The organism is Anaeromyxobacter sp. SG64 (genome assembly GCF_022690745.1).
GTDB classification, from domain to species: Bacteria; Myxococcota; Myxococcia; order Myxococcales; family Anaeromyxobacteraceae; genus Anaeromyxobacter; species Anaeromyxobacter soli.
Genome location: NZ_JALCZB010000009.1, coordinates 49,228 through 62,791, shown reverse-complemented (window position 1 = coordinate 62,791; position 13,564 = coordinate 49,228). Strand labels below are relative to the sequence as shown.

The following is a 13,564-nucleotide window of genomic DNA, read 5'->3' as shown; positions in this document are numbered from 1 at the left end:
ACAGCCCCTGGCGTCCGGGCGCCATGCGATCGACCCTATCGCTGGCCAGACGATGCCGAAGCCGCCCTCCCGCGAATCGCCCGCCTTCCTCGCGCTGCTCGCCCTCGCCCTCCTGGCCGTGCTCGGCGCGGACGCCGTGGGCCCCCTCGGCTCCGCCGAGTGGGCGCTGTACGCAGTGCCGGTCGCCCTGACGCTGCTCGCGCGAACCGCGTGGGCGCCGCTCGCCACCGCCACCGCGGCCACCGCCCTGGTCGCGGTCGGCTACCACCTGTCGCCCGCGGCGCCGGTGGGCCTCCCCGCCTGGCTGCCCGTCACGAACAGGGTGATCGGCCTCGTGATGGTCTGGGTGGTCGCGCTCATCGTCCGGGCCACGGTGCGCGCGCGGGCGGAGGTCGCGCGGGAGCAGTGGTTGCGGGAGGGGACGGCCGTGGTCCGGCGCGCGCTGCAGGGCGACAAGGCCGTCGAGGCGGTCGCGGCCGACGCGCTCCGCGCGATCGCGAACCACCTCGGCGCCGAGATCGGCGTGCTGCACGTGGCGGGCGACGACGGCCGCTATCACCGGCGCGCGGCCCTCGCGGGAGCGCCGGGCGGCGCGCCCGCCCCGTTCGCGGAGGGGGAGGGGCTCCCGGGAGAGGTCGCGGTGGCCGGGCGCGTGCGGGTCGTGAACGACGTCCCGCCGGGCTACCTGCGCGTCACCTCCGGCGCGGGCGCGGCCGACCCGCGCGCCCTCGTGCTCGCGCCGTCGAGGGTGGACGACGAGGTGAACGGCGTCGTCGAGCTCGGCGCGTTCCGACCGTTCGACGACCTCGACGTCGAGGTGCTCGACCGCATCGCGCTGCCGCTGGGGATCTCGCTCCGCTCCGCCCGGGACCGGGCGCGGCTCGAGGAGCTGCTCGCGGAGACGCAGCGGCAGGCGGAGCGGCTCGAGGTGCAGCAGGAGGAGCTGCGCGTCGCGAACGAGGAGCTGCAGTCGCAGGCCGACGCGCTGCGCGAGTCCCAGGCTCGGCTCGAGGAACAGCAGGCGGAGCTCGAGCAGGTGAACGTCCAGCTCGAGGAGCAGGCCACGGTCCTCGAGGATCAGCGGGCGCAGCTCGCCGGGCGCGGCGCGGAGCTCGAGGAGCGCGCGCGCGAGCTCGAGCGCGCGAGCCGGTTCAAGTCGGAGTTCCTCGCCAACATGTCGCACGAGCTCCGCACCCCGCTCAACAGCGCGCTCATCCTCGCGAAGCTCCTCGGCGAGAACGCGACCGGGAACCTCACGGAGGAGCAGGTGAGGTACGCGCGCACGATCCACCAGGCGGGCAGCGACCTGCTCGCGCTCATCAACGACATCCTCGACCTCTCCAAGATCGAGGCGGGCCGGCTGGAGGTCCACCCGGAGGCGCTGCCGATCGCGCGGCTCGTGGAGCAGCTCGCGCTCACGTTCGCGCCGATCGCGGCGGAGCGCGGCCTGGCGTTCGAGCGGATCATCGAGCCGGGGGCGCCCGCGGAGCTCACGACCGATCCCCAGCGCCTGCTCCAGATCCTGCAGAACCTCCTCTCGAACGCGTTCAAGTTCACGGAGCGCGGCGGGGTCATCCTGCGAGTCTCGTCCGCGCCGGACGACCGCGTCGCGCTGTCGGTCCGGGACACCGGCATCGGCATCCCCGAGGAGAAGCAGCGCCTCGTGTTCGAGGCGTTCCGGCAGGCCGACGGCACGATCAACCGGCGCTACGGGGGCACGGGGCTCGGGCTCTCCATCGCGCGCGAGCTCGTGGCGCTCCTCGGAGGGGAGCTCTCGATCGAGAGCGCGCCGGGGAAGGGGAGCGTCTTCACGGTCACGCTGCCGAGAGCCATCGGCCCTCGCGCGCGCGAGGGCGTCCCGCACGTTCCCGCGCCGGCTCCGCCTGCGCCGCCCGCCGAGCCCGCGCCGGCCGCGAGCCGGCCGCCGCCGGCCCTGCGCGCGACCGCGCCCGCCGCCCTCGCGAAGGCGCCGCCCGACGCCTCCCCGGAGGCGGCGCCTGCGAAGCTCACCGGCGCGCGCCGTGTGCTGGTGATCGAGGACGACCCGGCCTTCGCCGAGGTGCTCTGCGGGCTCGCGCGGGAGCGCAGCTTCGCCTGCGAGCTCGCCACGACGGCGGCCGCGGGGCTCGAGCGGGCGTTCGCGGAGCCCCCCGAGGCGATCGTGCTCGACGTGGGGCTGCCGGACCTCTCCGGGCTCGCCGTGCTCGATCAGCTGAAGCGCGACCCGCGCACCCGCCACGTCCCGGTCCACGTGATGTCGGTCGAGGACTACACCCACGCCGCGCTGGAGATGGGCGCGGTCGGGTACGTCCTGAAGCCGGTGAAGCGCGAGGAGCTCCTCGGGGCGTTCGAGACCCTCGAGCAGCGTCTCCGCGCCGGGGTGCGGCGCATCCTCCTGGTGGAGGACGACCCCGTCCAGCAGGAGAGCCTGTCCCGGCTGCTCTCGGGGCGCGACGTCGAGACCGTCGGCGCCTCGACCGTGGTGGACGCGCTCTCGAAGCTCGGGAGCCAGACCTTCGACTGCGTGGTGATGGACCTCGCGCTCCCGGACGGCTCGGGCTTCGACCTCCTCGAGCGGATGGCCGCGAGCGAGCGGACGCCGTTCCCGCCCGTCATCGTCTACACCGGCCGCTCGCTCGAGCCGGACGAGGAGCAGCGGCTGCGGCGCTACTCGCGGTCCATCATCGTGAAGGGGGCGCGCTCACCCGAGCGGCTCCTCGACGAGGTCACGCTGTTCCTCCACCAGGTCGAGTCCGAGCTCCCGCCGGAGCGGCGCCGCATGCTCCAGGTGGCGCGCAGCCGCGAGGCCGCCTTCGAGGGCCGCCGGGTGCTGGTGGTGGAGGACGACGTCCGCAACGTGTTCGCGCTCGCGGCGCTCCTCGAGGCGCGCGGCGCGACGGTGGACATCGCGCGGAACGGGCGCGAGGCGCTGGAGGTGCTCGCGCGCACTCCCCGCACGGACCTCGTGCTGATGGACATCATGATGCCGGAGATGGACGGATACGAGGCGATGCGGCGCATCCGCGCCGATCCGCGGCTCGCGAAGCTGCCCATCATCGCGCTCACCGCCCGCGCGATGGCGGACGATCGCCAGCGCTGCCTCGACGCCGGGGCGAACGACTACGTCTCGAAGCCCATCGACCTCGAGAAGCTCCTCTCGCTCATGCGGGTCTGGATGCCGCGCTAGGAGACCTTTGGCCTCGCAAGACGTCGATCTGGAGATCCAGCTCCTCCTCGAGGCGATCTTCGAGAAGTACCAGTACGACTTCCGCCGCTACGGCCGGGCCTCGATGAAGCGCCGCCTCGTGCGCGCCGCCCACCGCCTCGGCTGCCGGACGCTGTCCGCCCTGCAGGAGCGCGTGCTCCACGAGCCCACCGTTTTCCCGCAGCTCCTCGAGGACCTCACGATCCAGGTGAGCGATCTCTTCCGCGACCCCTCGTACTTCCGGGCGGTGCGGGAGCGGGTGGTGCCGGTCCTCGCCACGTATCCGTCGGTGAAGCTCTGGATCGCGGGCTGCGCGACCGGGGAGGAGGTCTACTCGTACGCGATCCTGTTGCGGGAGGAGGGGCTCCTCGAGCGGACGATCATCTACGCCACGGACATCCACCCGCCGGCGCTCGCGCAGGCGGAGGCGGGCGTGTTCGCGCTCGAGCGCATGCCCGCGTTCAGCGAGAACTACCAGCGCGCGGGCGGGAAGGGCTCGCTGTCCGATCACTACGTGACCGGCTACGGCGGCGCCGCGTTCGACCGCTCGCTCCGCGCGCGCGTCGTGTTCGCCGACCACAGCCTCGCGACCGACGAGGTCTTCGCCGAGGTGCAGATGGTCTCGTGCCGGAACGTGCTCATCTACTTCGACCGCGGGCTGCAGGACCGGGCGCTGCGCCTCTTCGCCGACGCGCTCTGCCCCATGGGGTTCCTCGGCCTCGGCGCGCGCGAGACCGTCCGCTTCTCCGCCCAGGCCGGGCGCTTCACCGACTTCGATCGGGGAGAGCGGATCTACCGGAGGGCGTGAACGTGGCCGAGCCGCGCATCGTGGTCATCGGCGGATCCGCCGGGGCGATCGAGACGCTCCTCGAGATCCTCCCCGCGCTGCCGCCGGGTTACCCGCTGCCCGTGGTCGTCGTCGTCCACCTGCCCGCGGGGCAGCCGAGCCTCCTGGCGGAGGTCCTCGGCACCCGGAGCGCGCTCCCGGTCGTCGAGGCGGAGGACAAGGCGCGCGCGTGCCCGGGTACGGTGTACCTCGCGCCGCCCGACTATCATCTGCTCCTCGAGGGGGACGGTACGCTCGCGCTGTCCGTCGACGCTCCCGTGCATCACTCCCGGCCGGCCATCGATCCGCTCCTCGAGTCGGCGGCCGACGCCTTCGCGGACGGCGTCGTCGCGGTGGTGCTCTCCGGCGCGAGCAGCGACGGCGCCGCGGGCCTCGCCGCCGTGCGTCGCGCCGGCGGGCTGGCGATCGTCCAGGACCCGGCGACGGCGTCGTCGCCGCTCATGCCCGAGGCGGCCCTCCGCGCCGCGGACCCAGAGCTCGTGCTCTCGCCCGCGGAGCTCCGCGTCCACCTCGCCGCCCTGGGACGGACGGGGGTGAGGCGGTGAGCGGCCCGGAGAAGATCCTCCTCGTCGACGATCGAGAGGAGAACCTCGTCGCGCTCCAGGCGCTGCTCGCGAGGGACGGGCTCGAGATCCACTGCGCCCGCTCCGGCGAGGACGCGCTCGAGCTCGTCCTGCGCCACGAGTACGCGCTCGCGGTGCTCGACGTGCACATGCCCGAGATGGACGGCTTCGAGCTCGCCGAGCTGATGCGCGGCACGCGGCACGCGCGCGGGGTGCCGGTCATCTTCGTGACCGCGGCGGCCCGGGAGCCGGGGCGCGTGTTCCAGGGGTACGAGGCCGGGGCGGTGGACTTCCTGCACAAGCCGCTCGATCCGCACGTCGTCCGCTCCAAGGTGGACGTCTTCCTGCAGCTCGCGCGGCAGCGGCGCGAGCTCGCCGCCCGGCTCGAGGAGCGAGACGGGCTCGTGGCGCAGCTCCGCGAGCAGCTGCGCATGAACGAGACCTTCGCCGGGATCCTCGCGCACGACCTGCGGAACCCGCTCTCCTCCATCCTCACCTCGGCCGAGCTCATCCAGCGCCGCGCCGAGAGCGAGCCCACCGTGAGGACCGCCCAGCGGATCCTGTTCTCCGGGCGCCGGATGGCGCGGATGATCGAGGAGCTGCTCGACTTCACCCGCCTGCGCGTCAGCGGCGGGATCCGCCTGGAGCGGCGAGCCGCGCGGCTCGGGGAGATCGCCCGGCGCATCGTGGGCGAGCTCGAGGGCGAGCACCCGGAGCGGACGGTCGTCGAGGTGCGCGGCGACGACTCCGGCGAGTGGGACGTCGACCGGCTCGGGCGCGTGGTGTCGAACCTCGTCGCGAACGCGCTGCAGCACGGCGAGGATCGGCCGGTGCGGGTCGAGGTGGACGGCGGGGACCCGCGCACGGTGGAGCTGCGCGTCCGCAACGCCGGCGCGATCCCGCGCGAGCTGCTCCCGTCGATCTTCGACCCGTTCCGCTCCGGCGCGCGCCGCGGCAGGCGCGGCGGGCTCGGGCTGGGGCTCTTCATCGTGCGGAGCCTCGTGGAGGCGCACGGGGGCGACGTGGGTGTGGTCTCCTCTCCCGGCACCGGGACGACCTTCGCCGTCCGCCTGCCGCGCCTCGAGCCCGCGCAGTCGCGCGAGGCGCGCGTGGAGACGGGGCCGCGCAGGGAGCCGGACGAGGCCGACGGGCTGGCCGCGCCGGCCGCCCCGAAGGACGGGGCGGGCATCTAAACGGCCGATCATGATTCGAGGACCAGGCGAGCGACGCGAGCCCGCCGGGGCGACGCCGCGGAAGCGGCGAAGCCGCTCGCGGCGGCGCACGGGACCCGGCGGGCAGGGGTGGGGCCCCGACGAGCTTCGCTCGGCGGGGCGGGGGCGCAGCCCCCGTTCGAACATGGCTGAACGACAGCGTGATTCGCGTCACCAAAGGTGATCGCGAATCACGAACTGTCGTTTAGCGCCGCGAGGATGGCGGAGCTCCGGGGCCGTGTCCGCGTAGAGCCGGCTCCGTCCCGGCCCCGGCGGGTCGGCGCGCGCCCGCGCGGGTATCCAGCTGCGCCACGTCACGTGCCCTGCCGAAAGTCGTGGGGAACGCGGCCGTCATCGGTTACGCCTTGCGCGTGCGCCGCGCGCGCGCTCGAGGACCGACCGATGCCACACCCCACCGACGACCGCACCTTCCGGCTCCCGCCCCATCTCCGTCCGCTCCGCTACGAGGCCACTTTGTCCGTCGATCTCGACGGAAAGCGCTTCTCGGGCAGCGAGCGGATCGAGCTCTCGTCCTCGAGGGGGGTGGACGAGATCGTCCTGCACGCCGCCGAGCTCGACGTGACACGCGCCGCGCTCCACGCCGGCGGCCGCGTCCTCGTCGCGTCGGTCACGCCGGCGCCCGCGAGCGAGACCGTCGTCCTGCGCTTCGCGGAGCCGGTGCAGGGCGGGCCGGGCACGCTCGAGCTCGCCTGGACCGGGCGCATGAGCCCGGGGCTCCGCGGGCTCTACCTCGCGGCCCCCGCCCTCTGCGCGACGCAGTTCGAGGCGGCGGACGCCCGGCGCGTGTTCCCCTCGTTCGACGAGCCGGGCTTCAAGGCGACGTGGCGGCTCACGATCGAGGCGCCCGCGGGCGCGGTCGTGCTCTCGAACGGCGCACCCGAGGGCGAGGAGGTGCTCCCCGGGGGCCGCCGGCGGGTGGTCTTCGCCGAGACCCCGCCCTTGCCGACCTACCTCGTCGCGCTCGTCGTCGGCGGGGTGCAGTCCTTCCCATCCGTGAACGTCCGCGGCGTGCCGGTCCGCACCTGGGCCTCGCCCGAGAAGCTCCCGCTCACCGGCTTCGGCCAGGCCGTCGCCGTCGAGGTGCTGCCTCGCCTCGAGGACTACTTCGGCGTGCCGTACGCGTTCGGCAAGGTCGATCAGGTCGGGCTCCCCGAGTTCGAGGCCGGGGCGATGGAGAACGCGGGGCTCATCACCTTCCGCGAGGTCGCCCTCCTCCTCGATCCGGGGACCGCGTCGCTCGCCCAGAAGAAGCGGGTGGCCGAGGTGGTCACCCACGAGCTCGCGCACCAGTGGTTCGGCAACTATGTCACCATGACGTGGTGGGACGACCTCTGGCTCAACGAGGCGTTCGCCACCTGGATGGCGTTCAAGGTCGTGGATCAGTGGAACCCCGCCTGGCGCGTCTGGCTCGAGTTCGACCAGGGCAAGGCGGCGGCGATGCACCTCGACGCCCTGCGCTCCACGCACCCCATCCACGCCGAGATCCGCGACGTGAACGCGGCAGGCGAGGCGTTCGACCTCATCACCTACGAGAAGGGCGGGGCGGTGCTCCGCATGATCGAGGGCTACCTCGGCGCGGAGCGGTTCCGGGACGGGATCCGGCTCTACATGCGCCGCCACGCGAAGGGGAACGCCGTCGCCGACGACCTGTGGGGCGCGCTCGCCGAGGCCTCGCGCGAGCCGGTGGTCGAGCTCGCGAACGCCTGGATCGGCCAGCCCGGGTTCCCGCTCGTGCACGTCCGCCGCGAGGGGCGCGTGCTCACGCTCGAGCAGCGGCGGTTCTTCTCGGAGGGGAGCGCCGCGGGTGGGGAAGACACGGTCTGGCCGGTGCCGCTCGTCCTCCGCCACGGCGACGGCGATCGGGTGACGGAGCAGCGCGTCCTCCTGCGCGAGCGGCGCGCGGAGGTGGAGCTCGCGGGGGCCGACGCGCCCGCCTTCGTCTGCGCCAACGCCGGCGCGACGGGGTTCTACCGGGTCGCCTACGACGCCGCGGGGCTCGAGGCCCTGGGGCAGAACCTCGCCGGGCTCGCGCCCGCGGAGCGCATCCAGCTCGTCTCCGACGAGTGGGCGCTCGTGCGGAGCGGCGAGCGGGAGATCGGGGCGTTCCTCGATCTCGTGACGCGCTTCGGCGGCGAGGAGGATCACGCGGTCCTCGACGAGCTCGTCGCGCGCCTGTCCGCCATCGAGTACCGCCTCCTCGGCGACGGCGACCGGCTCCGCTTCGCGGCGCTCGTCGTGACGCTGTTCGGGCCGCGCCTCGCCGCGTGCGGCTGGGGCGCGGCGCCGAGCGAGGGTGACGAGGTGCGCCTCCGGCGCGCCGCCGCGGTGCGCGCCCTCGGGCTCGTGGCCCGGAGCGCGGGCGTGACCCACGAGGCGGCGGCGCGGCTCGACCGCTGGATCGGCGGCGACCGCGGGGCGCTCGAGCCGAACCTGCACGACGCCGCCGTGGCGATGGCGGCGCGCGGCGGCGACCTCGCGCGCTTCGAGGCGTTCCGCGGGCTCTTCGCCAAGGAGACCGACCCCGCCTTCCGGCGCCGCTGGCTCCTCGCGCTCGCGTCCTTCGAGGAGCCTGCGCTCGCGGCGCGGGGAGTGGACCTCGTCTTCACGGACGAGGTCCCGCTGCAGGACGTCGCCTCGTTCGTCGCGGCGCTCCTCGCGAACCGCACCGCGCGGCGCCCGTTCTGGGACAGGCTGCGGGCGGACTGGGAGGAGCTGCACGGACGGGTGAAGGGAGCGCCGATGCTGCTCCGGCGCGTCGTCGAGGCCATGGGCGCGCTCGTCGAGCGCGGCGAGCTCGAGGAGGCGGAGGCGTTCCTCGCGGCCCATCCGCTCGGCGAGGCGCGCCAGGCCATCGCCCAGACGCTCGAGCGGCTCCGCCAGGACGTGGCGCTGCGCGAGCGGACCCAGGCCGCGGTCGGCGCCTGGCTCGAGGCGCGATAAACGTTCGAACGGGGGACTGCGTCCCCCGCCCCGCTCGCCGGGGCCCGTGCGCTGCCGCGAGCGGCTTCGCCGCCTCCGCGGCGTCGCCCCGGCGGGTTCGCTTCGCTCGCCTGTTCGCGAATCAGGGTCGGCCGTTTAGACTCCCCCGCGTGACCTCGACGCCCGCGGCTCCGCCCGCCCGCCCGACGCCCCCCTGGCTGTTCCTGTTCCTGGACCTCCCGTTCGGCGCGGCGGTCGGCTACGCGATGATCGCGATGCCGTTCTGGCTGCGGCAGGGCGGGGTGCCGCTCGACCGGGTCGGCGCGATCAGCGCGGCGGTGTTCGCCCCGCACGCGTTCAAGATCCTCTGGATCCCGGTGCTCGACATCGGGTCGCTGAAGCGCGCCTGGTACCTCGCCATGACGACGGCGACCGCGGCGCTGCTCGTGGCCGCCTCGCTCGTCCCCGATCCGCTCCGGAACCTCGGCCTCTACACGACGCTCATCATGCTCGCGCAGGCGACGGCGACGACCGGCCACGCGGCCAACAACGCGCTCATGGCCATCACCACCCGCTTCGAGGACAAGGGCAAGGCGGGCGGGTTCTCGATGGCCTCGAACGTGGGCGGTACGGGCCTCCTCGGCGCCCTGGCGCTGTGGGTGTCCGAGCACGTCTCGCCGCGGGCGGGGGGGATCGTGCTCGCGCTCGTCGTCGTCGCGAGCGCCTCGCTCGCGCTCCGGATCGTCGAGCCCCGCCGGGTGGACGCGGCGGTGGCGCGGGCGGGGAGCGTGGCGCGCGCGCTCGGGCTGCACCTGTGGGAGATGACGAAGGACCTCGGCCGGACGGTGCGCAGCCGCGCGGGGTTCACCGGGCTCGTCATCTGCCTCGTCCCCGTCGGCTGCGGCGCCCTCACGAACCTCTTCGCCGGCATGGCGCCCGACTTCGGCGCGTCGGCCCGCGTGGTGGAGCTCGTCAACGGGCTCGGCGGCGGCATCACCAGCGCGGCGGGCTCGCTCGTGGGCGGCTACCTCGCGGATCGGATGAGCCGCCGGCTCGCCTATGCCGTGGCCGGCGGGATCACCGCGCTCTCCGCGCTCGCCATGCTGCTCGCGCCGCTCACGCCGGCGACGTACGCGTGGGGCACGCTCGCGTACTCGTTCGCGAACGGGATCGCCTTCGCGACCTGGGCGGGCATGGTGCTCGAGCTCATCGGCCACACGGCCGCGACGACCACGAAGTACGCGCTCTTCAACTCGGCCTCGAACCTCGCCATCAGCTACGTCACCTGGCTCGACGGCTGGGCGGCGAGCGCGCCGCTCTTCCCGGCGAGCCTGCGCGGCTCGCACGGCTCGCTCGCCATGGACGTGGTGCTCACGTTCACGGGCATCGCGGTGCTGCTCGTCATGGTGGCGGTGGTCCGGCGGCGGGGCGCCCCTGCGACGGTGCCCGAGCCGGGCACGCCGACGTAGCGGCCCCCGTCGCGTCACTGCGGCGGGTACTCCGACTCCGCCTCGACCGACCAGTCGCCGGGCGGCGCGGGCACGGCGGCGCGCACCTCGACCTCCTCGCCGCGGCGCACCTGCGCCGTGCCCTCGGCGGGGATCGTCCGTCCGGTCACCCGATCGCGGAGCCGGAACGTGACCTGGATCTCGCCGTCGCCGCCGGCGTTCCGGATCCGCGCGGCGGCGATCCACCCGTCCGACCGCTGCTCCAGCCAGGTCGCGGCGACCGACGGCCGCGGGCCGGCGCACGCCCGGACCGCGAGGGCTCCGGCGACCGCGGCGACGACGAGGGCGAGCGCGCGCTTCACGTCACTTCCCCGGGACCCAGGGCGGATAGAGGACGAGGGCGGCGAGGATCGACGTCGCCGTCGCGACGACCAGGGCGAGCGCGGTGAGGGACGGGAGCGGATCCGCACGCCGCTCGCTCCGCCCGAGGCTCGCGAGCCCGAGCGGCTCGGGCACGATGGGGAGCTTGTGCTCCGCTTCGTACTCCCAGTGCGGAAGGAACCCCTCGTCGCGAAGGGCAGGGCAGATCGCGGCGAGACGGCGCTCGAGCTCGGCGCAGTCCTCCGCGGTGAGGGTGACGCGAGGCCACAGCCCCTCCTTGCCGAGCGCGACGCCGAGGTTCCGCCCGAACTCGGCGAGCGCGAGGAACTGGTGCGTGGACTCGTCGTCGAGCGTGCCCCACTCCACCACGTCGACCACGCGCCCCTGGCGCCTGCCCGCCACGTCCTGCACCTGGTGCGCGAGGTAGGCGATGAGGTTGTTCGAGCCGTCGCGGCGGTGCGGCGCGTGCTGCACCCGCGCGCCGTCCACGTGGAGCCGCCCCATGGAGCCGGCCGCGTCCTCCACCGCCAGCTCGAACGGGCGCCCGGGAGCGTCCTCCCGCTCGACGAGGACGCTCAGCGCCGCGAGGGGGCTCTCGCCCCGGGGCGGGCCGAGCGCCTCGTGCTTCGCGCGCTCTGCGTGGTCGCGGCCCCGCGTCCTGGCGAGCAGGGCGTAGCGCAGGACGCGGAGCGCGCCCGGGACGCCGCGCGCCCCGAGGAAGCCGACGTAGGCGAAGAAGACGGCGAAGAACGCGAGGGTGAGGGTCTCGACGTTCGACCGCTGCGCGAGCGTGACGAGCACCCTGCCGCGCACCAGGAGGAGCACCTCGCCGGCGAGGGCGCCCACGGCGAGGACGGCGTGCAGCTTCGCGAGCGCGTGGGCACGGCGGGTGAACTCCCGCGCGGTGCGTGCGCCGGGCTCCGAGACGACCTCCTTCGCCGGATCCACTCCCGGAAGCTTGCGCCCCATCCCGGCGGGCGGTAGAGCCCTCGCGGCGAGCGGCGTGGCGGTCCGGCGGGGGCGTGTGCGACGCCGGTGCGCCACCGCAGCCGTTGCCGACGTGCCTGGATCGTGCGGAGCTTGGGACACGGACGGCGCGCGCACGCTTGGCTGGGACGGGAACAGTTCGCGGGACGGGCGCCGCGCAGGGCGGAACGCCCCTCGGCGCGCGAGTGCCGGCGGGGGGCGCACCGCCGCTGTTCTTCCGGTCGCTGCGCGACTTCCTCCGCGTCCTGCCCGGAGCCGCGCAGCGCTTCTGGGTGCTCGTCATCGCGACGGGGTTGCTCTCCGGGCTGGGCGCGGGCGCGCTGCTCTACGTCCTGCGACTCGTCCAGGGGCTCGCCTGGCCGGACGCGGATCGGTTCATCGCCGCGGTCGAGGCCGCGCCGCCGCTCCAGCGCGTCCTCGTGCCCACCCTCGCGGGCGCGCTCGTCACGGTCGTCTATCTGTTCTGGCGGCGGCCGATGGGCGGCCACGGCACCGCGCGCATCATCGAGGCGATCTGGCACCGCGACCGCCAGCTCGCGCTCGGGCCGACCATGGCGCGGGGGCTGCTCTCGATCATCGCCGTCGGCATGGGCGCGTCCCTCGGGCGAGAGGGCGCGCTCGTGCAGGCCGGGGCGTCGTCGGGATCCTGGCTCGCGTCGCGTCTCAGGCTCGACGAGCGGCAGACGCGGGTCCTCGTCGCGTGCGGCGCCGCGTCGGGCATCGCGGCCGCCTACGACACGCCGATCGGGGGCGCGCTCTTCGGGCTCGAGGTGCTCCTCGGCTCGTTCGCGCTCGAGCTGCTCGGGCCCATCGTCGTGTCGTGCGTGGTCGCGACCGCGGTCTCGCGCATCCTGCCCGGCGCGCACATGACTTACATCATCCCGGAGTACGAGCTGCTCCACCCGCGCGAGCTCGTCCCCGGCCTCGTCCTCGCGCCCTTCCTCGGCCTCGCCTCGGTGATCTTCGTCCGGGTGATGGGGTGGGTGGAGGTCACGTTCGAGCGGTTCCCGCGCTGGATGAAGCCGCTCCTCCCGGTGTTCGGGCTCTTCGTCGTCGGGCTCATGTCCGTGCGCTGGGCGCCCGTGCTCGGCAACGGGTTCGACAGCGTGCACGCGATGCTGCTCGGCACCGTGCAGCTCAAGGCGCTGCTGATCTTCCCCTTGCTGAAGCTCGCGGCGAGCGCGCTGTGCACCGGCTCCGGCGTCCCCGGTGGACTCTTCACGCCGTCGCTCTTCTACGGGGCCGCCATCGGCGGCGCGGCGGGCGAGCTCCTCGCGCTCGTCTTCCCGGGGCTCGCGCCTCCCGGCGCGCTCGCCCTCGTCGGGATGGCGGGCGTGCTCGCCGGCACGACGCACGCGGCGGTGTCGTCGGTGCTCATCATCTTCGAGATGACGGGCGACTACGGCGTCATCCTCCCGCTCATGCTCTCGGCCGCGATCGCCGCCGCGACGAGCCGGGCCATCGAGCCCGACTCGCTCTACACCGCGCCGCTTCGCCGGCGCGGCGTGCGGCTCCCCGAGCTGCCCCGCCCGGACTGGCTCCGCCGCACCCCCGTGGCCGCGCTGGTCGTGCCCGACGCCGTGCGCGTCGAGCCGACGCTGCCGTTCGACCAGATGCTGAAGAAGCTCCTCTCCCTGCCTCCGGGGCACGATCTCTACGTGACCACCGTCGACAACGAGCTCCTCGGCGTCATCCAGCTCGACGCCCTGAAGGGCACCATCTCCGATCACGCCCACCTGGGGATGATCGTGGCGGCCGACGTGGTGAACCGGGACGTGGTCCCGATCACGACCACGATGAGCCTGGCGGAGGTGGCGGAGCGCTTCGGGGAGACCGACCTCGACCGGCTGCCGGTGGTCGACGATCGGCGGAGGCTCGTCGGCACCGTCGCGATGCGAGACCTGCTCGCGCAGGGGACGTTCTAGCCGGGGACCTCCCGACGCATGGGCTCACGTTCATCCCGCCCGGGTATGCCGTGGGTG

The 13,564-nt window shown here is 74.4% G+C and carries 9 protein-coding genes; 7 read left to right on the top strand and 2 right to left on the bottom strand.

What is annotated here, in order from left to right; translation table 11 throughout:
* Positions 1–52: 52 nt before the first annotated feature.
* From MNZ29_RS04730 to MNZ29_RS04705, 6 genes are all read left to right on the top strand, one after another.
* Positions 53–3,187, top strand: coding sequence for a response regulator (locus MNZ29_RS04730; RefSeq protein WP_242353176.1), 3,135 nt, complete (start codon positions 53–55; stop codon positions 3,185–3,187).
* A gap of 7 nt (positions 3,188–3,194) precedes the next feature.
* Positions 3,195–4,013, top strand: coding sequence for a protein-glutamate O-methyltransferase CheR (locus tag MNZ29_RS04725; RefSeq protein ID WP_242337303.1), 819 nt, complete (start codon positions 3,195–3,197; stop codon positions 4,011–4,013).
* Positions 4,010–4,597, top strand: coding sequence for a chemotaxis protein CheB (locus MNZ29_RS04720; RefSeq protein WP_242353166.1), 588 nt, complete (start codon positions 4,010–4,012; stop codon positions 4,595–4,597). The genes MNZ29_RS04725 and MNZ29_RS04720 overlap by 4 nt, the downstream gene beginning before the upstream one ends.
* Positions 4,594–5,808, top strand: a complete 1,215-nt coding sequence (locus MNZ29_RS24850) for a hybrid sensor histidine kinase/response regulator (RefSeq protein ID WP_242337307.1) — start codon at positions 4,594–4,596, stop codon at positions 5,806–5,808. Before MNZ29_RS04720 ends, MNZ29_RS24850 begins: the two co-directional genes overlap by 4 nt.
* A 420-nt stretch (positions 5,809–6,228) precedes the next feature.
* Positions 6,229–8,787, top strand: coding sequence for a M1 family metallopeptidase (locus MNZ29_RS04710; protein WP_242337309.1), 2,559 nt, complete (start codon positions 6,229–6,231; stop codon positions 8,785–8,787).
* Positions 8,788–8,936: 149 nt separating this feature from the next.
* The gene (locus MNZ29_RS04705) at positions 8,937–10,235 is read left to right on the top strand and encodes an MFS transporter (RefSeq protein WP_242337311.1); all 1,299 of its coding nucleotides are present in this window, start codon (positions 8,937–8,939) and stop codon (positions 10,233–10,235) included.
* A 14-nt stretch (positions 10,236–10,249) separates the two neighbouring features.
* On the opposite strand, the gene MNZ29_RS04700 is transcribed toward MNZ29_RS04705, so the two are convergent.
* Positions 10,250–10,576: a hypothetical protein gene (locus MNZ29_RS04700; RefSeq protein WP_242337313.1), complete on the bottom strand. Its 327-nt coding sequence runs from the start codon at positions 10,574–10,576 to the stop codon at positions 10,250–10,252.
* A gap of 1 nt (position 10,577) precedes the next feature.
* Positions 10,578–11,543 (bottom strand): hypothetical protein, encoded by a 966-nt coding sequence (locus MNZ29_RS04695; RefSeq protein WP_242353164.1) that lies wholly within the window; start codon positions 11,541–11,543, stop codon positions 10,578–10,580.
* A gap of 224 nt (positions 11,544–11,767) precedes the next feature.
* On the opposite strand from MNZ29_RS04695, the gene MNZ29_RS04690 reads away from it, so the two are divergent.
* Positions 11,768–13,507, top strand: a complete 1,740-nt coding sequence (locus tag MNZ29_RS04690) for a chloride channel protein (protein ID WP_242337317.1) — start codon at positions 11,768–11,770, stop codon at positions 13,505–13,507.
* The last annotated feature ends 57 nt before the right edge of the window (positions 13,508–13,564 follow it).